Below are 19,128 nucleotides of genomic sequence, written 5' to 3'. Positions count from 1 at the left end.
ATCGACCTAAGCGTATATTTTGCCGCCCTTTGGTCCCCGGTCCGCGAGGCCGGGTCACTCGCCCCACCCAAGTCAGAGTCGAGATGCTCGAGGTAACCAAGCTGGAATGCCGACGCGGTGACCGGCGGCTCTTCACCGATTTAGGGTTCGCGCTCAACGCGGGCACCCTGATGCATGTACGCGGACGCAATGGCAGCGGCAAGACCACCCTGTTGCGCACGCTCTGCGGCCTCTTCATGCCGGATGAGGGCGAGATCCTCTGGCGCGGCGAATCCATCCGCGCGCTCGGCGAGGACTATCGGCGCGACCTGCTCTACTTCGGCCATACCAACGGCATCAAAGGCGAGCTGACCGGGCTTGAGAACCTCGCCATCGGGGCGACGCTCGACGGAGATCGTCTCCCGGAGGGGGCGATCTGGGACGCGTTGGCGCGCATCGGACTGGCCGGATTCGAGGATCTGCCGACCCGCATGCTGTCCCAGGGTCAGAAGAAGCGTGTCGCGCTCGCCCGGCTCATCCTGACCAAGGCGCCGCTCTGGATCCTGGACGAGCCCTTCACCGCATTGGACGTCGACGCAGTCGCCCTGCTCCAATCGCTGATCGCCGACCATGTCGCGGCCGGCGGAATCGCCGTGCTGACCACCCACCAGGAGGTTCCACTCACCTCCGGGCAGATCGAACAACTGAACCTGGGGAACTGAACCGCCGTGCTGCGAGTCTTCTGGTGCATCCTTTCACGCGACCTGACACTGGCCATGCGGCGACGCACCGATGTCCTGACCACGCTCTTCTTCTTCGTGATCGTCGTCAGTCTCTTTCCGCTCGGTGTCGGAACCGAGAGCAAGGCGCTCCAGATCATCGGCCCCGGCGTGGTCTGGGTCGCTGCGCTGCTGGCCTCGATGCTCGCGTTGGAGCGTCTCTTCGCCGCCGACTATGAAGACGGCACGCTCGAACAGATGCTCTTGACCGCCCAACCGCTCTCGCTCCTGGTGTTGGCCAAGGTCGCGGCGCACTGGATCCTGACCGGGCTGCCGCTGGTGCTGATCGCCCCCCTGGTGGGCATGCAGTTTCAGCTCACCGACAACGCCATCATCATCATGATGCTGGCGCTCCTGGTCGGAACCCCGATCCTGAGCCTGATCGGCGCCATCGGCGCCGCCCTCACGCTCGGGCTGCGCGGCGGCGGCATTCTGTTGTCGCTGCTGATTCTGCCGCTTTATATTCCGATCCTGGTCTATGGCTCGGGTGCCGTCGAGGTCAGCCGCATCGATCTCGCCGACACCCAGCCCTATTTCGCCCTGCTCGGGGCTTTCCTCCTGGTCGCACTGGTCTTTGCGCCCGTCGCCTCCTCGGCGGCGCTTAAGATCTCGCTCGAATGAGACAGGCGCGCACCAGCCCGAAACGACTCCCAACTCACACGACAGTCCTAGCAAGCTAATGACTCTGAATTGGTTCAAATTCGCGTCGCCCGCGTCCTTCTATCCCATCGCCGGGCGTCTGATTCCAGTCTTCTGGATCCTCACGCTCCTGCTGCTCGCCATCGGCCTCTACTGGGGCTTCTTCGAGACGGCCAGCCAGCTCGGCGGCAGCAATCCGCAGAAGGAGTACTACCGCATCATCTTCATCCATGTGCCCTCGGCCTGGATGTCCATGTGGCTCTACATCGTCCTGGTGGGGTGGGCCGCGATCGGTCTGGTCTTCAACACGCGTCTCTCCTTCATGATGGCGAACGCGGTCGCGCCCACAGGTGCCATCTTCACCTTCCTGGCACTCTGGACCGGCGCCTTCTGGGGCCGCCCGAGCTGGGGCACCTATTGGGACTGGGATCCGCGCCTGACCTCCGAGCTGGTGCTCTTCTTCCTCTACATCGGCTACATCGCGCTGCACTCGGCGATCGACGACACGCGTCGCGCCGACCGCGCCTCGGCCCTGCTGGCGATCGTGGGTCTCATCATGGTTCCGGTCATCTTCTGGTCGATCAACTGCCCGGATCCCAACCAGTGCGCGGCCCTGCATCAACGCTCCAATCTGACCCGCATCGACGGCAACATCCTCTTCTCGATGCTGACCATGACGCTGGCGTTCTGGATGTACGGCTTCGCCGCCACCCTCATGCGGCTGCGTAGCATCATCCTGACACGCGAGGCCGAAAACACCTGGGTCCAAGAATTGTTGAAGGCGCGGAGGCAGGCATGAGCGAATTCTTCTCACAAGGCGGATACGGCTTCTTCGTTTGGGGCGCCTATGGCATGGTCGCCGTCCTTCTGGTGGCGGAGGTCCTGCAATTGCGCGCGCAGCGGCGAACCATTTGGTCTCGGCTCGGTCGATTGACCCGGATGCGTGACACCGGAGGAACAGAATGAAAGCAAGACAAAAGCGGCTCGTCTTCGTCGGCCTGGCCGTGCTCGGCGTGGCGGCGGCCTCGACCCTGGCGCTGACCGCGCTCAAGGGCAACATCTCCTACTTCTTCAGCCCATCCCAGGTGGTCGCCAACGAGGCGCCCCAGGATCATGTCTTCCGACTCGGCGGTCTGGTGACCGAGGGTTCGGTCCGACGCGAGGGCGACGGCCTGACGGTCAGATTCGACGTCACCGACAACGCCGAGACGGTCAAGGTCGCCTATACCGGCATCCTTCCCGACCTCTTCAGCGAGGGTAAGGGCGTCGTCGCCAAGGGCCGGCTCGGACCCGACGGTGTTTTCCACGCCGAGGAGGTTCTGGCCAAGCACGATGAGGAATACATGCCGCCCGAGGTCGCCAGCACCCTGAAGACGGCCCATGCCGAGGGCGTCGCCGAGTCTGCAGTCCAAACGAGCGAGGCAACCAACTGATGGTGCCCGAGATCGGTCATTTCGCCCTGCTCCTGGCCCTGGTGCTCGCCGTGGTCCAGTCGAGCGTTCCGCTGATCGGCAGCTTCACCGGCAACCGGGTCTGGATGGGCATGGCCCGCCCGCTCGCCTGGAGTCAGCTCACCTTCATCGGCATCGCCTTCCTCTGTCTGATGCAGGCCTTCCTGACCGACGATTTCTCGGTCATCTATGTAGCGACCAACTCCAACTCGCTGATGCCGACCGCCTACAAGATCTCGGCGATCTGGGGCGCGCACGAAGGCTCGCTGCTGCTGTGGGTGCTGATGCTGGCCGGCTGGGGCGCTGCCGTCGCGGCCCGCAGCCACTTCCTGCCGCTGCCCATGATCGCGCGGGCCATCTCGGTTCAGGGCATGATCGCGATCGGCTTCCTGCTGTTCACGATCCTGACCTCCAATCCGTTCGATCGCATCTTCCCGGCACCGCTCGAAGGGCGCGATCTGAACCCCTTGCTCCAGGATCCCGGACTCGCCATCCATCCGCCCATGCTCTATATGGGCTACGTCGGCTTCTCGGTCGCCTTCGCCTTCGCCATCGCCGCACTGATCGGCGGCAAGCTGGACTCGACCTGGGCACGCTGGTCGCGCCCCTGGACCACAGTCGCCTGGGTGTTCCTGACCATCGGCATCGCGCTCGGCTCCTGGTGGGCCTATTACGAACTCGGCTGGGGCGGCTGGTGGTTCTGGGATCCGGTCGAGAACGCCTCCTTCATGCCTTGGCTGGTCGGCACCGCGCTCATGCACTCGCTCGCCGTCACCGAGAAGCGCGCGGCCTTCAAGACCTGGACCGTGCTGCTGGCCATCTCGGCCTTCTCGCTCTCGCTGCTCGGCACCTTCCTGGTGCGCTCGGGCGTGCTCACCTCGGTCCACGCCTTCGCCACCGACCCGGCGCGCGGCAGCTTCATCCTGCTCTTCCTCTGCATCGTGATCGGCGGCTCGCTGGCGCTCTACGCCTGGCGTGCGCCCTCCATCTCGGGCGGCGGTCGCTTCGACCTGGTCTCGCGCGAGAGTTTCCTGCTGGCCAATAACCTGCTACTCGCCGCCCTGGCGGTTCTGGTCCTGTTCGGCACCCTGGCGCCGCTCATCTACGAGGCCGCCGGCTGGGGCAAGATCTCGGTCGGCTTCCCCTGGTTCAACAAGATGTTCATCGCGCTCTCGCCCATGCTGATCCTGGCGACCGGCGTCGGACCGCTCACCCACTGGAAGCACGACTCGCATCGGCGACTGCTGGGCGCACTCTGGTTCGCCATCCTGCTCGGCGTGGCAGCCTTAGTGCTGATCGCGTTCCCCGTCCTGTCCTCGACCGGGGATCTGTGGGTCGGCTTCGGCGTCGCCATGGCCGCCTGGCTGGTCGGCTCGCACCTGAGCAGCCTCTTCAGCCGTCTCCGGCACAAGGGCGGACTCAAGGGACTGCGCGCAGACATCGCCGGCAACAGCCGCAGCTATTACGGCATGTGGCTGGCCCACATGGGTCTGGCGGTGTTCATCATTGGGGTTACGCTGGTCTCCAATCATGGCGACGAGACCGACGTGCGCATGTCGCCGGGCGGCGTGCATGAAGAGGCCGGATATCGCTTCCAGTTCAACGGCGTCACGGCGGTCCCCGGCCCCAACTACAGCGCCTTCCGAGGCGACTTCACCGTCTTCCAGGGCGAGCGCGAGATCGCCAGGCTCTATCCCGAGAAACGCAGCTATTTCTCGGGCGGCATGCCGATGACCGAGGCCGCGATCGACGCAGGTCTGCTGCGCGACATCTATATCTCGCTCGGCGAGGCGATCGGAGACTCCGGCGACTGGGCGCTGCGCATCTATTACAAGCCCTTCGTGCGCTGGATCTGGCTCGGCGCGCTGCTGATGGCCATCGGCGGCATCGTCTCCGTCTCCGATCCGCGCTACCGCGCCATCCGCCGCACCGCCACCGCTCCAGCGGGAGCGGCGAGCACGGCGCCAGCCATCTGAACCAATGGATTCGAATCGATCATGACCACATCCGCCTCTCGCGCCCTGATCCCTCTCGGCATCTTCCTCGCGCTGGCCGCCCTGCTCTTCTACGGACTGGGCCAGGACCCGCGCGAAATCCCCTCGCCGCTGGTCGACAAGCCGGCGCCCGACTTCGCGCTCGCCTCGCTGAAGGACCCCGACCGCACCCTGACCAAGGATCTGCTGCGCGGCAAGGTCTCGCTGGTGAACGTCTGGGCCTCCTGGTGCCCCTCGTGCCGCCAGGAACACGCCGAACTCATGCGCATCGCCCGTGAGAACGACGTCCAGATCATCGGTCTCAACTGGAAGGACAACCGCCCGGAGGCGTTGCAGATGCTGCAACGGTTCGGCGATCCCTACTCCGAGATCATCTACGACCCGGACAACAAGACCGGCATCGATTGGGGCGTCTACGGCGCGCCCGAGACCTTCATCGTCGATGGCGAGGGCATCATTCGCCACAAACGCATCGGGCCTATCGACCAGCAGGTCTGGGAGTCCGAGATCCGTCCAATCATCGAGCGTTATTCGGCCAAGAAATCATGATGCGTCCAACCTTGAAAGCACTTGCGACCGCCGGGCTCTTGACCGGCGCCATCGCTCTCGGGACCGCGCATGCCTTCACCCTGGAGGAATTCACCTTCGAGGATCCGGCCAAGACCCACGAGTTCCGCGATCTCGTCGGCAAGCTCCGCTGCCTGGTGTGCCAGAACGAATCGCTCGCCGGTTCCCAGGCCAGCGTCGCCCAGGATCTGCGCAACGAGGTCTACCGCATGATGCGGGAAGGCAAAAGCCGCCAGGAGGTCATCGACTTCCTGGTCGAGCGCTACGGCGATTTCGTGCTCTACGATCCGCCGATCAAGCCCTCGACCTACGTCCTCTGGTTCGGCCCCTTCCTCTTCGTCGGATTCGGCGCCTTCCTGCTGTTGCGTACCTTGCAGCGCAAGAAAGAAGAGCCCGAACAGGAGCTGAGCGAGACCGAACAGGAACGATTGCGCCAACTGCTCGCCAAGCCCGGCAACCAACAGGACTAGATAGCCAATGATCATCTTCTGGATTCTGGCCGGCGGCCTCCTCGCCCTGGCCCTGTGGTTCATTCTGCCCCCGTTGCTGCGCCGGGAGACGCCGACCGAGGCGCCGGATCAGGATGCGCTGAATCTCGCGGTGTTCGAGCAACGACTCAAGGAATTGGAGGACGACCGCACCGCGACGCTCATCGACGAGGAGAGCTACCTGGCTGCGCGCCACGATCTGGAGCGCGAACTCCTCTACGATGTCGACGAGACCAAGACCCAAGCGACGCAGCGTCCCGCATCCGCCGCCAGCCGCTGGCTGCTGGCCGCCATACTCGCCACGGCCGTACCCGCCTCGGCGGTTCTGCTGTATCTAACGGTGGGCGATCCGGGGATCATCGATCAGATCGAACTCGGGCCGAACCAGGTCGCGGAGCATGAAAGCGGCGCGGAGACCCAGTCCGCCGCCTCGCTGGAAGAGCTGGTCGGCCGGCTGGAAGAGCGCCTGAAGCAGGATCCCGAAAACCTCGACGGCTGGCTGATGCTCGGCCGGACCTACTTCGCCACCGACCAGTTCGACAAGGGATTGGGTGCCTTCGAAAAGGCCTATTCGCTGGCCCCGGACGAGATCCCGGTGATGCTGGCCTACGCCGAGGCGCTCGCTGCCGCCAGCCCGACAAAGAGCCTCGCCGGCAAACCGGCCGAACTCATCCGGGCCGCGCTGGAGAAGGACCCTCAAGATCCGACCGCGCGTTGGCTGAACGGGATGATCGCCTTCCAGGACAATCGATTCCAGGAAGCCGCCGATGCCTGGCAGAAGATCCTGGATACCTTGGAGCCGGGAAGCGAAGAGGCGAAGAACCTGGGCCAGATGGTCACCGAGGCGCGCAATCGCGCCGCCGGCCAGACCCAGCCCACGACATCTGAGACCGCCCCAGCGCCAGCAACTCAGTCCACCGCGACCGATGAAACGTCGGCGCAGGAAACGTCCGTGCTACCCGCCGCGAGTCTGAAGGTCGAGGTGAGCCTGGATCCGACGATCGCGGCTCAGGCAGCGCCCGAGGACAGCGTCTTCGTCTTCGCCCGGGCGACCCAGGGACCACCCATGCCACTCGCCGTGCAGCGCATCCAGGTCAAGGATCTACCGGCAAGCGTCACGCTGGACGACAGCCAGGCGATGAGCCCGGCGCTCAAGCTGTCCAGCGTGAGCCAGGTCAGCGTGGGAGCGCGGATATCCAAGAGTGGAGATGCCACACCTCGACCTGGAGACCTACAGGGAACGAGCGGGCCGGTCGCCGTTGGCGAGACCTCGGAGGTCTCCGTGGTGATCGACAGCGTCCGACCCTGATGTTAGTCGGCCTCAGGCCGACGCATCCACCTTGCACGCGTCATAGACCCCCACCAGTTCGGCGTGGGCAAGGATGTGCTCCTCCATCGCGAGCAGGAGTTCGTCCTTGGTGGGCTGTCCCAGGGCATCCGGGAGCCGGGTGTCCAGGGCATAGAGACGATGGAAGTAACGATGACGGCCGATCGGCGGACAGGGTCCGCCATAGCCCGTCCGCCCCCAGCTGTTGATCCCCTCTCTCGTTCCCTCGGGTAATCCACCGCGCGCCGCTCCCTCGACCAACCCGGAGCAGGTCGGCGGGATGTTGTAGAGGACCCAATGGTCCCAGACCATACGCGGCGCCGCTGGATCGGGGGCGTCGGGATCGTCCAGGATCAGAACCAGGCTCTCGGTCCCCTCCGGTAGATCCTGCCAGGTCAATGGAGGCGAGACATCCTCGCCTTCGCAACTGAAACGACGTGGAATCCTATCTCCGTCGACGAAAGCTTCTGATTTGAGAACCAGTGCCATCTTCCAACCTCCAAGGGTGTGCTAACGTCTTAGGCAACACGCGGAATTATGGTTCAAAACCAAAGAGAGCCATCCGTTTTTCCCTAGCTGTGCGTCCTTCGGCGATCGATTCGGTCGCCGTTTTTTTATCGGGGACTATTGATCCTTCCTACGTAGGGAAAACCGAACGCCGCGCGGAAGCCGATCAGGATCCTTGATCTGAGGCAGGTCGTCCCGTATTCACCGTCGCCCCCTCTCCTCCTGATGAGCGCCTGGGTTACAGTATAGTTTCGGCTTGTCCGAACGAACCCGAAAGGGCGTCGTCGAACGCCCTGGGACCCATTCAAGCGCCACGACGGGATCAAAGATGTCTGACTACAATGCCGAAGACGTCCGCAACATCGCCTTGGTCGGCCACGCCGGCTCCGGAAAGACAACCCTGGTGGAGACCCTGCTGACCGCCACAGGCGTTATCCCAACCGCAGGGAGCGTCGCCAAAGGCTCGACCGTTTGCGACCACGACCCGCTGGAAAAGGAACTCCTGCACTCATTGGACGCCGCCATCACGAGCTTCCAGACCGGCGGGAAACACATCAACATCATCGACACCCCCGGAGCGCCCGACTTTCTCGGCCGCAGCATCTCGATGCTGCCCGCTGTGGAAACGGCGGCACTGGTCATCAACGCCCAAACCGGCATCGAGCCCATGACGGCCCGCATGATGAAGGCCGCAGACAACCGCGCGCTCTGCCGCATCATCATCGTCAATCAGATCGACGCGCCAGATACGGACCTCCCTCAGCTGATCGAGCAGATCCGCGAGGCATTCGGAGCCGAATGCCTGCCGATCAACCTGCCCGCGAACGGCGGTCAGAGCGTCGTCGACTGCTTCTTCCAGCCCAGCGGAGAGACGACGGATTTCTCCTCGGTCGCCGAGGCCCACAGCCAGATCGTCGACCAGGTGGTGGAGGTGGACGAAGACCTGATGGAGGTCTATCTGGAGCAGGGGCAGGAATTGAAGCCGGAACAGCTCCACGACCCCTTCGAAGCGGCGCTGCGCGAGGCGCACCTGATCCCCATCTGCTTCGTTTCGGCCCAAACCGGAGCAGGCATACCGGAGCTGCTCGAAATCCTGGAGCGCCTCATGCCGAATCCGGCCGAGGGCAATCCGCCCCCCTTCCTCAAGGGCGAGGGTGCATCGATGGAGCCGATACAGGTCAGCCCGGATCCCAACCTCCACGCCGTGGCCCACGTCTTCAAGGTCATCAACGACCCCTATCGCGGCAAGATCGGCATCTTTCGCGTTCATCAGGGCCGGATCACACCCAACAGCCAACTCTTCGTCGGCGATTCACGCAAGCCGTTCAAGGTCAACCATCTGTTCCGCCTGCACGGCGCGGAGCTGATCGAGGTTCCCGAAGGGGTTCCGGGAGACATCCTGGCGGTTGCACGGGTGGACGACATCCATTTCGATGCCGTGCTGCACGACTCGCACGAAGAGGACCATTTCCACCTCTCGACCATGGAGTGCCCGGTCCCTCTCTTCGGACTCGCCATCGAGACCACCAAGCGCGGTGACGAGCAGAAGCTGACCGATGCGCTCCACAAGCTCCAGGACGAGGACCCCTGCTTCCACGTCGAGCACAACGCCTCGGCCAACGAGACCATCGCCCGAGGTCTGGGCGAGCTCCATCTCAAGGTCATCCTGAAACGTCTGGCCGAACAGTTCCATGTCGAGGTGGAGACCCATCCGCCGAGCATCCCCTACCGCGAGACCATCATGGGGCAGGCCGAAGGGCACCATCGACACAAGAAGCAAACGGGCGGAGCCGGACAGTTCGGCGAGGTCTATCTGCGGATCGAGCCCAACGAACGCGGCGCTGGATTCGCCTTCGTGGACGCGGTCGTCGGCGGTACGATCCCGGGCAACTTCATTCCCTCGATCGAAAAGGGGGTTCGCCAGGTCATGGACGAGGGGGCGATCGCGGGCTATCCGCTACAGGACGTCAAGGTCACCGTCTATGACGGTAAACACCACCCAGTCGACTCCAAGGACATCGCCTTCGCCACCGCCGGACGCAAGGCATTCATTGACGCACTGCTCAAGGCCCAACCCGTCGTCCTAGAGCCCATCGTCAAGATCCGCATCACCGCGAAGGACACGGCGATGGGCGATCTGGCCGGCGACCTGTCCAGCCGGCGCGGCCGAATCAACGGCAGCGAGTCCAAGAGCCGTGGACGCATCCTCATTGAGGGCGAGGTTCCACTGGCCGAACTCTCGGGCTATGACGCCAGACTCAAGGCGCTCACGGGTGGCGAGGGTACCTACAGCATCGAGCTGAGCCACTACGACCCGGTGCCCGGCAACATCCAGAAGCAGATGACGGACGCCTACCAGCGCTCGGACGACTGACACCCACCCAACCTGTCGTCTAGCGCCGATTTAGACGATTTTTCAGGTATCAAGCGACCCGATGGTCGACATGGGTTGGGGTACGCGGGAACGAGCCCCAACCCAGCAATCACCTTAGCGAACGATCGCGACGGAATCGCGGCGTAAGCGATCGAGCCATCAAGGAGCATCGGCCTCAGGCCGGTGTGCCACTTCCGAGTGGTGGCCTCGCGCGTCTACGGCTGCTTCCTTTCCCGATTCTTGGCAAGGGCTTCGAGGGACTCTAGCCTCCCGTACCCCGATACGCGCGGTCAGTGCTTGCCACACTCTACGCACGATCGCTCTCGCTCTTCTGTTTTCCTTAGGGATCATTACTGGGCCTCATCCGACATCCGTTGAAGTTGGCCCGGTCGATCCTGACCTTGACCTCTAGGCGTAAGCGAGGTCGCCGCCCCCAAAAGCCACCGCCACCTCATCGAACACGGCGGCTCGCGATCGTTCCGTCAGGAGCAGGCTCGCACCAATCTCTATCGATGATGCCGTGCGGCAACGCCGCATCAAAGCTCGAAGCGCACCACACTTCGACTCCGTGACCTCTGACCCGATTGGCTCGACGGCGACCCAATAGCGGTGAACTGGATCCGCCTCACCCGACCATGGCTCAGAACCTCTCTCAACAAGGCCAGACGCAAGCGAACCAAGACCCGGTCGAAATCGGCGCATTGCATTAACGAATCCTTAGTATTTATATAACGGATGACTGATATATAATCCGGGCCTTGTCTGAACCGTATCTGTCTTGAACGCATTCCCGGGAGCGACATGACCAACAAGCCCGACATCGATCCACAAGAGACACAGGAATGGCTCGATTCGCTCGATGCCGTACTGGAAAACGAAGGCATCGAACGCGCCCATTTCCTGCTGGAGCGCCTGATCGACAAGGCGCGCCGCTCCGGGGCCTATCTGCCCTTCACGGCCAACACCGCCTACCTGAACACCATCCCGGTGCAAAGCGAACAACGCTTTCCCGGCGATCTGGCGATGGAGCGACGCATTCGCTCCTTCGTGCGCTGGAACGCCATGGCCATGGTGATTCAGGCGAACCGACTCTCGACCGAGCTGGGGGGACACATTGCGAGCTTCGCCTCCTCGGCGACCCTGCTCGACGTCGCCTACAACCATTTCCTCCATGCCCGCACCAAGGATCACGGGGGCGATCTGGTGTTCTACCAGGGCCACTCCGCGCCCGGCATCTATGCCCGCGCCTTCCTCGAAGGCCGCATCGGCGAGGATCAGCTCTACAACTTCCGCCAGGAGGTGGACGGGAACGGACTCTCCTCCTATCCGCACCCCTGGCTCATGCCCAACTTCTGGCAGTTCCCCACCGTATCCATGGGACTCGGTCCCCTGATGGCCATCTATCAGGCGCGCTTCATGCACTACCTGCGCGATCGAGGGATGGTCAACACCACCGGGCGCAAGGTCTGGGCCTTTCTCGGCGACGGCGAGATGGACGAGCCCGAATCGCTCGGAGCCATCTCGCTCGCCGCACGCGAGCGCCTCGACAACCTGGTGTTCGTGGTCAACTGCAACCTGCAGCGTCTCGACGGCCCGGTGCGCGGCAACGGCAAGATCATCCAAGAGCTGGAGGCCGTTTTCCGAGGTGCCGGCTGGAACGTCATCAAGGTGGTCTGGGGCCGCTACTGGGACCCGCTCTTCGTCCGCGACAAGCAGGGCCTGCTGCTCAAACGCATGGAGGAATGCGTCGACGGCGATTATCAGGCCTACAAGGCCAAGGGCGGCGCCTACACGCGCGAGCACTTCTTCGGCAAATATCCCGAGCTGAAGGAGATGGTCGCCAACATGACCGACGAGGACATCTGGCGCCTCAACCGTGGCGGACACGATCCCATCAAGGTCTTCAACGCCTACCTGGCCGCCATGGAGACGACCGACAAGCCGACCGTGATCCTGGCCAAGACGGTCAAGGGCTACGGCATGGGCGTCGCCGGCGAGGGCATGAACATCACCCACTCGCAGAAGAAGATGGGCGAGGCCTCGCTCAAGGCCTTCCGCGATCGCTTCAATATCCCGATCTCGGACGACCAGATCGGAGCCGCCCCCTTCTACAAGCCACCGGCGGACAGCGAGGAGATGAAATATCTCCACCAGGCACGCGAACGCCTCGGCGGCTATCTGCCCGCACGGCGCGACGACGCGCCGCCGCTCGACATCCCGGACCTGGAGACCTTCCATACCCTGCTTGAGGGGAGCGGCGACAAGGAGATGTCGACCACCATGGCCTTCGTGCGTCTGCTGACGCTGATCATGAGGGACAAGAAGATCGGTCAATACGTCGTCCCCATCGTTCCGGACGAGGCGCGCACCTTCGGTATGGAGGGCATGTTCCGCCAGCTCGGCATCTACGCCTCGCAGGGACAGCTCTACGAACCGGTCGACGCCGACCAGGTCATGTACTACCGCGAGGACAAGAAGGGCCAGATCCTGCAGGAAGGCATCAACGAGGCCGGCGCCATGTCGTCCTGGATCGCTGCGGCTACGGCCTATGCCAACCACGGCCAGAGCATGATCCCCTTCTACATCTACTACTCCATGTTCGGCTTCCAGCGCATCGGCGATCTCGCCTGGGCGGCGGGCGACATGCAGGCACGCGGGTTTCTCATCGGCGGCACCGCCGGCCGCACCACCTTGGCTGGCGAGGGACTCCAGCATCAGGACGGCCACAGCACCATTCTGGCATCGACCATCCCCAACTGCGTCGCCTACGACCCGGCCTACGCCTATGAGATGACGGTCATCGTCCAGGACGGCATGCGGCGCATGTACCAGGACAAGGAGAGCGTCTTCTACTACATCACCGCGATGAACGAGAACTACGCCCATCCGGCGATGCCCGAGGGCAGTCGCGAGGGCATCCTGCGCGGCATGCACCGGATCCATCGCGGCGAGGAACGCAGCCACCGCGTTCAATTGCTGGGCGCCGGCACCATCCTGCGAGAGGTTCTGGCCGCCGCCGAACTGCTGGAGAAGGACTTCGACGTCGGCTCGGATGTCTGGAGCGTCACCAGTTTCAACGAACTGCGACGCGAGGGGATCGAGATCGAGCGCTGGAACATGCTGCATCCCGAACAGGAGCAACGCACCACCTATGTCGAATCGCAGCTCACCGGAACACACGGCCCCATCGTCGCCGCAACCGATTACATGCGGACCTATGCCGATCAGATCCGCCCCTATGTCCCCCGTCATTATCTCGTGCTCGGCACGGACGGATTCGGCCGCAGCGACATGCGCAGTCAGCTCAGGAAATTCTTCGAGGTCAACCGTTACTACGTAGCGCTCGCCGCGCTCAAGGCACTGGCGGACGAGGGAGAGATCCCGGCGACGCGGGTCTCCGAGGCCATCGCCAAGTACCGCATCGATCCGGACAAACCGAACCCGGTCAGGGCTTGAGACATCCGGCATAACAGGCCCAGGAGGACATCGCGTGGCAAACGTCGAAGACATTCTGCTGCCCGACATCGGAGATTTCTCCAATGTCGAGGTCATCGAGATCCTCGTCGCCCCCGGCGACCGGATCGCATCCGAACAATCGCTGCTCACACTGGAGAGCGAAAAGGCGACCATGGAGATTCCCTCGCCTCGTGCGGGGGTGGTCGAGAAGTTGCTCGTCGAACTCGGGGATCGACTGAACCCCGGCGATCCCCTGTTGAGGCTCGCGACCGGCACCGACCAAACCGCCGAGTCGTCGCCCCAGGAACAGGACGCCCAGGAGGAAACGGCAACCCCACAGCCGACCACGTCCGCCAAACCCGCCCCGGAACCGGCGCCGCGCGCCCATGGCGAGACCGAGCGACGCCAGGCTCCCGTGCTACCTCGCCCCGAGGACATCGCGGCCATCGCCCGAGGACGCAAGGCACACGCAAGCCCCGCCGTGCGTCGTTTCGCACGCGAACTGGGCGTCGACCTGGCGCGTGTCCGTGGATCCGGCCCCAAGGGCCGAATCCTCAAGGGCGACGTTCAGGGCTTCGTCAAACAGATCCTGAACCGTGGGCCGGAATCCAATCATGACTCGGGCGCCGCATTTCAGCTCCCGAGCGCGCCCGAGGTCGATTTCTCGCGCTTCGGACCGATCGAAACCGAAGCGCTGTCGCGCATCAAGAAGATCAGCGGCAAGCATCTGCACCGCTGCTGGCTGACGGTTCCCCATGTCACCCAGTTCGATGAGGCGGACATCACCGAGCTGGAGTCCTTCCGCAAGGGACGCCAGAACGAAGCGACCCAGCAAGACATCAAGCTCACCTTCCTGCCCTTCCTGCTCAAGGCGGTCGCCACCGCGCTGGAACGCATGCCCATCCTCAAGGCCTCACTGAGCGCCGATGGCGAGCAACTGGTGATGAAGCGCTACACCCATGTCGGCGTGGCCGTCGACACGCCCAACGGGCTGCTGGTCCCCGTGGTCCGCGACGTCGACACGAAGGGACTGCTCGCGCTGGCCGCCGAGCTGGCCGATCTTGGCGCCAAGGCCCGGGCCGGCAAGCTGCTTCCAGGCGACATGCAGGGCGGCTGTTTCACCATCTCCAGCCTTGGCGGCCTCGGAGGCACGGCCTTCACGCCCATCGTCAATGCACCGGAGGTCGCGATTCTGGGTGTCTCGCGTTCCGAGATGAAACCGGTCTGGGACGGCCAGCAATTCGTACCGCGGCTCATGCTGCCGCTCTCGCTCTCCTACGACCACCGCGTCGTCGACGGCGCCGATGGGGCACGCTTCACCGCCCTGCTGCGCAACCTGCTCGGCGATATCCGACAACTGCTGCTCTGAGCGAAACCGCCTGACGCCGGTCCGCCCGGCCGCTCGGCATCCCGGCTGAATCCGCGAGTGATCCCATCCAGGGAACGGCTCGCGGACTCGGCCGGACCCGGCATCTCGCGACACGACCATGCTGCAGCGATTTCACCTCGGCATGGGCGATCGTTTAGGATTGGCGCCAGCAACTCGTCCCATCACCCAGGGCCCAGGCGGCCAAGAGAGAAACACCCCACCATGAGTAACAGTATCGAGGTCAAGGTCCCGGACATCGGCGATTTCAAGGATGTGGAGGTCATCGAGGTCTTGGTCTCATCCGGCGACCAGGTGGACCAGGAGGCATCGCTGATCACGCTGGAAAGCGATAAGGCCACCATGGAAATCCCCGCCCCGGCGCCCGGCACCGTCGGAACGATCGGCGTCAAGGTCGGCGATCGTGTCTCGCAAGGCGATGTCATCCTGACGATGGAGGTCGCCGAGGGCGTCGTAGCCACCGAGCTGGCGCCGAAAGAATCCATCCTGACGCCCAACCCCAACGATCTGATCACCGAGGTCGTGGTCCTGGGCGGCGGCCCCGGCGGCTACACCGCCGCCTTCCGCGCGGCGGACCTCGGCAAGAAGGTCGTCCTGATCGAACGCTACGACAGGCTCGGCGGCGTCTGTCTCAACGTCGGCTGCATCCCCTCCAAGGCGCTGCTGCACACCGCCATGATCATGGAAGAGGTCAAGACCCTCGGCGTCATGGGCGTGACCTACGGCGAGCCCGAGGTCGATCTCGACGCGATGCGCGCCGGCAAGGACAAGGTGGTCGCCAAGCTCACAGGCGGGCTTGCGTCCATGGCCAAACAGCGCAAGGTGCAGGTCGTGCAGGGCACCGGACGCTTCGAGTCGCCGAACCGCATCGGCGTCGAGACCAAGGAAGGCCGTGTCGGCATCCGCTTCGACCACTGCATCATCGCCTGCGGCTCCTCGCCGCTGAAGATCCCCGGCTTCCCGCACGAGGATCCGCGCGTCATGGATTCGACCGATGCGCTCGCATTGGCTGATGTCCCGGCACGCATGCTGATCGTTGGAGGCGGCATCATCGGTCTGGAGATGGCCGGCGTCTACAGCGCACTCGGCGCCAAAATCGATGTCGTGGAACTCAAGGATCAGCTGATGCCGGGCGCCGATATCGATCTGGTCCGTTGCGCCGAAAAGGTGCTCAAGAAGCGCTACGACACCATCAAGCTGGAGACCAAGGTCGCCAGCATGAGCGCCACCCCCGAGGGCATCAAGGTCGTCTTCGAGGGCAAGCATCCGGGCGAAGAGACTTACGACAAGGTCCTGGTCGCGGTAGGCCGCCTGCCCAACGGCAAGCTGATCAACGCCGAGGCCGCCGGGGTGCAGGTCGACCAGCACGGATTCATCAAGGTCGACGCCCACCAGCGCACCAATGTTCAGAACATCTATGCCATCGGCGACGTGGTCGGTGGCCCCATGCTAGCCCACAAGGCCACCCACGAAGCCAAGGTCGCGGCAGAGGTCATCGCCGGACTGCCCGCGCTCTTCGACCCCATGACCATCCCCTCGGTCGCCTACACCGACCCCGAGGTCGCCTGGATGGGGCTCACCGAGACCAAGGCCAAGGAGAAGGGCATCGCCTACGAGAAGGGCGTCTTCCCCTGGGCCGCCAGCGGACGCGCGCTCGGCATCCATCGCGACGAGGGCATGACCAAGCTGCTGTTCGATCCCGAGACCAAGCGCATCCTCGGCGCGGGGATCGTCGGACCCAACGCGGGCGAACTGATTGGCGAGGCCGTGCTCGCGCTCGAAATGGGCGCCGACATGGAGGACATCGGGCTCACCATCCATCCGCATCCGACCCTCAACGAGACCATCGGTCTCGCGGCCGAGATGGCCCATGGATCCATCACAGACCTGATGCCGCCGAAGAAGCGCTGATCTGACACCCAGCTCGTCTATCGGCCTTCCGGGGCGGGCGGCAACTGTCGGGGGACGCCGTAGAGGCGTCCTTGTCGGCTTGACGACGGCATCCATGCCGTCGACACCCCGCCACCCGCCCCTCCTGAAGCATCGATCACGAACCGACGCGGATGCGCATCCAAACAGGAGGAAACGACTATGACGAGCACAGCGGAACAGACCGCCATCACCCACGAGGACTATCTGGCTGGAGAGACCGAATCACCGATCAAGCACGAATATCTGGCTGGGCAGGTGTTCGCCATGGCCGGCGCGAGCGAGGCCCATGTGACCATCGCCGGCAACCTCTTTGCCCTACTTCGCTCGCACGTTCGAGGCAGCCCCTGCCGCGTCTATATGTCGGACATGAAGGTCCGTGTCGAGGCGTCTGACGCCTTTTTCTATCCCGATGTCTTCGTCACCTGCAGCACCGCAGACGCGGCCCAGACCTATTACAAACAGGCCCCGACGCTGATCGTCGAGGTCCTATCCAGCTCGACCGCCGCCTTCGACCGAGGGAAAAAGTTCGCCCACTATCGCCAGCTCGAATCCTTGCGCGAATATGTCGTCATCGACCCAGAGCAGATGTCGATTGACGTCTTCCGACGCAACGAAGCGGGTCAATGGGTCTTGTTCCCTTTCGGTGAGGGAGATCGCCTGGATCTGGCCTCCATCGACTTCAGCGCCCCCATTGATGCCGTCTACGAAGACGTCAACCTGACCGAGCAGCCTGCCAGCAACACATAATCCCCGTCTTCACTGGGGCGACCTGATCAAAGCCCTCCGCCAAGACGCCGGGCATCAGGCATCGTTCACCCCCTTGATGAGCGATACGGCCTGGTAGGGCAGCCCCGGATCGACCTGCCAGCGCACATCCTTTTCGCGCGCCAGCTCCAATAGATGCGCGACCTCGGAGGCGTCCGGATCACGGATGATGACGCGCTCGGGCACGCGACGCAGCAGCACGCGCGTGGCCTCGCCGATACCGGGTTTGATGAAGTTCTCATCGCGAATTCCGAAGGACGCGCGAATGGCGCCGAGCAACGCCGTCGAGCGCGAGCGCGCCGACGCCGGATCGACCGGTCGGTCGCTGGGCACATACCCCTCGGCGAGCAAGGCCCGCGCCTTGACGAGCAATTCCTCGATGAACCAGATAGAGAGATCGGCGTGAGCGAATTCGCGATAGTAGACACAGCCGTGGAAGTCGTCTGGCCCGATGCGCTCATTGAGGATGGAGCGGCTGACGAGTCCCGACATGGTGGCGTTCAAAATGCTTGATGGAATCAGGTAGTCGGCGTCCGAAGGTGCGACTCCGACTCCGGCCAGATCGGTCAGGGCATAGAGATCGGCGTCCAGATGCACACCTCGGTCGCGCTCGAAATCCCCGAGCGCATGACGCAGTTCGCGCGCGATCACGCCCTTGCCGGTCCAGCCATCGACGAACACGACCCCGGCCGGATCGCGCCCCGACTGGTCGAGGATGAAGCGCAGCGCATTGCGATCGATCCCGCGATCGCGGATGATTGAGATCGAATAGTGCTCGGAATCGCGTCCGAAGACCTCGCGCAACAAATGTTTGAGCGCGACTCCGACCGGCGTACCGGCGCGCGCCAAGGAGACCAGCGTGATCTCTCCGGGGCGACGCGCGGCGATGATCGCCGCCAGATCGAGCGCGCCCCGAGACATCGGCTCCAACCCCATGGCCAGCGCACGATGGAAGACATCCAGATAGGCTGCCGAGGGCAGCGATTCGCGGCTGAGCATCTCGCTGTAATGGCGCCGCCCGCTCTGAATGAGCCGCTCCTTCTCGGACACGTCGATAGGGTCGATGTCGATCGGTTTGAGCAGAAACCGAACATCCTCGGTGCGGTAGCTGCCCGAAAACGGCTCGCCCCCTGATTTATCGTTCGTCATGGATTGATTCTATCCGCTGTTTGGAACAGGCTTGCCGAGAAAGCCCGTCATTCAGAGGTGACATCCATCGCTCGTCAGTCGTACAAACGACGGGGTCGGATTCCAGAGGGCACTTGAACTTCGCGCCCTAGACTATCAGGCTATTGACCGTACCAGCAAAACGCGCTGCCGGTCCGATGAACCAACCGTAATCTCCTCTTCATCCCGAAACCTTCCGGAGACGCTAGCCTATGGTATCTCCGGCGCAGCAGAGGGATGCACACACCATTCTCGCGCACCGGACTGCTCGAAGAATGGAATGCTCGTAGCCAGAGGCGCGAGTCCCAAGCCAACG

Annotated in this window: 16 protein-coding genes; 14 read left to right on the top strand and 2 right to left on the bottom strand. The window is 63.7% G+C overall.

Annotated features, from left to right (window positions below):
- Window positions 1-83: 83 nt before the first annotated feature.
- Genes ccmA through ccmI form a run of 9 tightly spaced genes read left to right on the top strand, consistent with a single transcriptional unit; the run spans window position 84 to window position 7,206 of the window.
- A complete protein-coding gene (gene ccmA / locus ACFSJC_RS12330) occupies window positions 84-701 on the top strand; it encodes a cytochrome c biogenesis heme-transporting ATPase CcmA (RefSeq protein WP_386027092.1) in 618 nt (205 codons plus the stop codon).
- A gap of 6 nt (window positions 702-707) precedes the next feature.
- Window positions 708-1,379 carry a heme exporter protein CcmB gene (ccmB, locus tag ACFSJC_RS12325; protein WP_386027089.1) on the top strand — a complete coding sequence of 224 codons (672 nt, stop codon included), beginning with the start codon at window positions 708-710 and terminating at the stop codon, window positions 1,377-1,379.
- A gap of 58 nt (window positions 1,380-1,437) precedes the next feature.
- Window positions 1,438-2,196 carry a cytochrome c biogenesis protein CcsA gene (ccsA, locus tag ACFSJC_RS12320; RefSeq protein ID WP_386027087.1) on the top strand — a complete coding sequence of 253 codons (759 nt, stop codon included), beginning with the start codon at window positions 1,438-1,440 and terminating at the stop codon, window positions 2,194-2,196.
- Entirely contained in the window at window positions 2,193-2,363 is a 171-nt protein-coding gene (gene ccmD, locus ACFSJC_RS12315) for a heme exporter protein CcmD (protein WP_386027085.1), read from the top strand. The genes ccsA and ccmD overlap by 4 nt, the downstream gene beginning before the upstream one ends.
- Window positions 2,360-2,830, top strand: a complete 471-nt coding sequence (gene ccmE / locus ACFSJC_RS12310; protein ID WP_386027083.1) for a cytochrome c maturation protein CcmE — start codon at window positions 2,360-2,362, stop codon at window positions 2,828-2,830. Before ccmD ends, ccmE begins: the two co-directional genes overlap by 4 nt.
- Window positions 2,830-4,824 (top strand): heme lyase CcmF/NrfE family subunit, encoded by a 1,995-nt coding sequence (locus ACFSJC_RS12305; protein ID WP_386027080.1) that lies wholly within the window; start codon window positions 2,830-2,832, stop codon window positions 4,822-4,824. The genes ccmE and ACFSJC_RS12305 overlap by 1 nt, the downstream gene beginning before the upstream one ends.
- A 21-nt stretch (window positions 4,825-4,845) precedes the next feature.
- On the top strand, window positions 4,846-5,391 hold the full coding sequence (locus ACFSJC_RS12300) for a DsbE family thiol:disulfide interchange protein (RefSeq protein ID WP_386027079.1): 546 nt from the start codon (window positions 4,846-4,848) through the stop codon (window positions 5,389-5,391).
- Window positions 5,388-5,879 carry a cytochrome c-type biogenesis protein gene (locus ACFSJC_RS12295; protein WP_386027076.1) on the top strand — a complete coding sequence of 164 codons (492 nt, stop codon included), beginning with the start codon at window positions 5,388-5,390 and terminating at the stop codon, window positions 5,877-5,879. Before ACFSJC_RS12300 ends, ACFSJC_RS12295 begins: the two co-directional genes overlap by 4 nt.
- Before the next feature lie 7 nt (window positions 5,880-5,886).
- Entirely contained in the window at window positions 5,887-7,206 is a 1,320-nt protein-coding gene (ccmI, locus tag ACFSJC_RS12290) for a c-type cytochrome biogenesis protein CcmI (RefSeq protein ID WP_386027074.1), read from the top strand.
- Between the two features lie 12 nt (window positions 7,207-7,218).
- On the opposite strand, the gene ACFSJC_RS12285 is transcribed toward ccmI, so the two are convergent.
- On the bottom strand, window positions 7,219-7,713 hold the full coding sequence (locus ACFSJC_RS12285) for a YbhB/YbcL family Raf kinase inhibitor-like protein (RefSeq protein ID WP_386027072.1): 495 nt from the start codon (window positions 7,711-7,713) through the stop codon (window positions 7,219-7,221).
- Window positions 7,714-8,059: 346 nt separating this feature from the next.
- On the opposite strand from ACFSJC_RS12285, the gene fusA reads away from it, so the two are divergent.
- From fusA to ACFSJC_RS12260, 5 genes are all read left to right on the top strand, one after another.
- Window positions 8,060-10,105, top strand: coding sequence for an elongation factor G (gene fusA, locus ACFSJC_RS12280; protein ID WP_386027069.1), 2,046 nt, complete (start codon window positions 8,060-8,062; stop codon window positions 10,103-10,105).
- An 801-nt stretch (window positions 10,106-10,906) separates the two neighbouring features.
- Window positions 10,907-13,561: a pyruvate dehydrogenase (acetyl-transferring), homodimeric type gene (aceE, locus tag ACFSJC_RS12275; RefSeq protein ID WP_386027066.1), complete on the top strand. Its 2,655-nt coding sequence runs from the start codon at window positions 10,907-10,909 to the stop codon at window positions 13,559-13,561.
- Window positions 13,562-13,595: 34 nt separating this feature from the next.
- Window positions 13,596-14,930, top strand: coding sequence for a dihydrolipoyllysine-residue acetyltransferase (aceF, locus tag ACFSJC_RS12270; protein WP_386027064.1), 1,335 nt, complete (start codon window positions 13,596-13,598; stop codon window positions 14,928-14,930).
- A gap of 222 nt (window positions 14,931-15,152) precedes the next feature.
- Window positions 15,153-16,859 (top strand): dihydrolipoyl dehydrogenase, encoded by a 1,707-nt coding sequence (gene lpdA / locus ACFSJC_RS12265; RefSeq protein WP_386027062.1) that lies wholly within the window; start codon window positions 15,153-15,155, stop codon window positions 16,857-16,859.
- Window positions 16,860-17,039: 180 nt separating this feature from the next.
- Window positions 17,040-17,627 (top strand): Uma2 family endonuclease, encoded by a 588-nt coding sequence (locus tag ACFSJC_RS12260; protein ID WP_386027059.1) that lies wholly within the window; start codon window positions 17,040-17,042, stop codon window positions 17,625-17,627.
- 54 nt (window positions 17,628-17,681) lie between these two features.
- Here ACFSJC_RS12260 and ACFSJC_RS12255 read toward each other — a convergent pair whose 3' ends face one another.
- The gene (locus ACFSJC_RS12255; RefSeq protein ID WP_386027057.1) at window positions 17,682-18,794 is read right to left on the bottom strand and encodes a cysteine protease StiP family protein; all 1,113 of its coding nucleotides are present in this window, start codon (window positions 18,792-18,794) and stop codon (window positions 17,682-17,684) included.
- Window positions 18,795-19,128 lie beyond the last annotated feature (334 nt).

It is taken from the genome of Thiorhodococcus fuscus (genome assembly GCF_042682685.1).
GTDB classification, from domain to species: domain Bacteria; phylum Pseudomonadota; class Gammaproteobacteria; order Chromatiales; family Chromatiaceae; genus Imhoffiella; species Imhoffiella fuscus.
The sequence above is the reverse complement of the archived record's forward strand: the minus strand, read 5'-3'. Positions and strand labels throughout refer to the sequence as shown.

Bases quoted from the DNA above. Each gene is read 5' to 3' on its own strand.
- ccmA (WP_386027092.1), top strand. From the start codon at position 84: ATGCTCGAGGTAACCAAGCTGGAATGCCGACGCGGTGACCGGCGGCTC.
- ccsA (WP_386027087.1), top strand. From the start codon at position 1,438: ATGACTCTGAATTGGTTCAAATTCGCGTCGCCCGCGTCCTTCTATCCC.
- ccmD (WP_386027085.1), top strand. From the start codon at position 2,193: ATGAGCGAATTCTTCTCACAAGGCGGATACGGCTTCTTCGTTTGGGGC.
- ccmE (WP_386027083.1), top strand. From the start codon at position 2,360: ATGAAAGCAAGACAAAAGCGGCTCGTCTTCGTCGGCCTGGCCGTGCTC.
- ACFSJC_RS12305 (WP_386027080.1), top strand. From the start codon at position 2,830: ATGGTGCCCGAGATCGGTCATTTCGCCCTGCTCCTGGCCCTGGTGCTC.
- ACFSJC_RS12300 (WP_386027079.1), top strand. From the start codon at position 4,846: ATGACCACATCCGCCTCTCGCGCCCTGATCCCTCTCGGCATCTTCCTC.
- ACFSJC_RS12295 (WP_386027076.1), top strand. From the start codon at position 5,388: ATGATGCGTCCAACCTTGAAAGCACTTGCGACCGCCGGGCTCTTGACC.
- ccmI (WP_386027074.1), top strand. From the start codon at position 5,887: ATGATCATCTTCTGGATTCTGGCCGGCGGCCTCCTCGCCCTGGCCCTG.
- ACFSJC_RS12285 (WP_386027072.1), bottom strand. From the start codon at position 7,713: ATGGCACTGGTTCTCAAATCAGAAGCTTTCGTCGACGGAGATAGGATT.
- fusA (WP_386027069.1), top strand. From the start codon at position 8,060: ATGTCTGACTACAATGCCGAAGACGTCCGCAACATCGCCTTGGTCGGC.
- aceE (WP_386027066.1), top strand. From the start codon at position 10,907: ATGACCAACAAGCCCGACATCGATCCACAAGAGACACAGGAATGGCTC.
- lpdA (WP_386027062.1), top strand. From the start codon at position 15,153: ATGAGTAACAGTATCGAGGTCAAGGTCCCGGACATCGGCGATTTCAAG.
- ACFSJC_RS12260 (WP_386027059.1), top strand. From the start codon at position 17,040: ATGACGAGCACAGCGGAACAGACCGCCATCACCCACGAGGACTATCTG.
- ACFSJC_RS12255 (WP_386027057.1), bottom strand. From the start codon at position 18,794: ATGACGAACGATAAATCAGGGGGCGAGCCGTTTTCGGGCAGCTACCGC.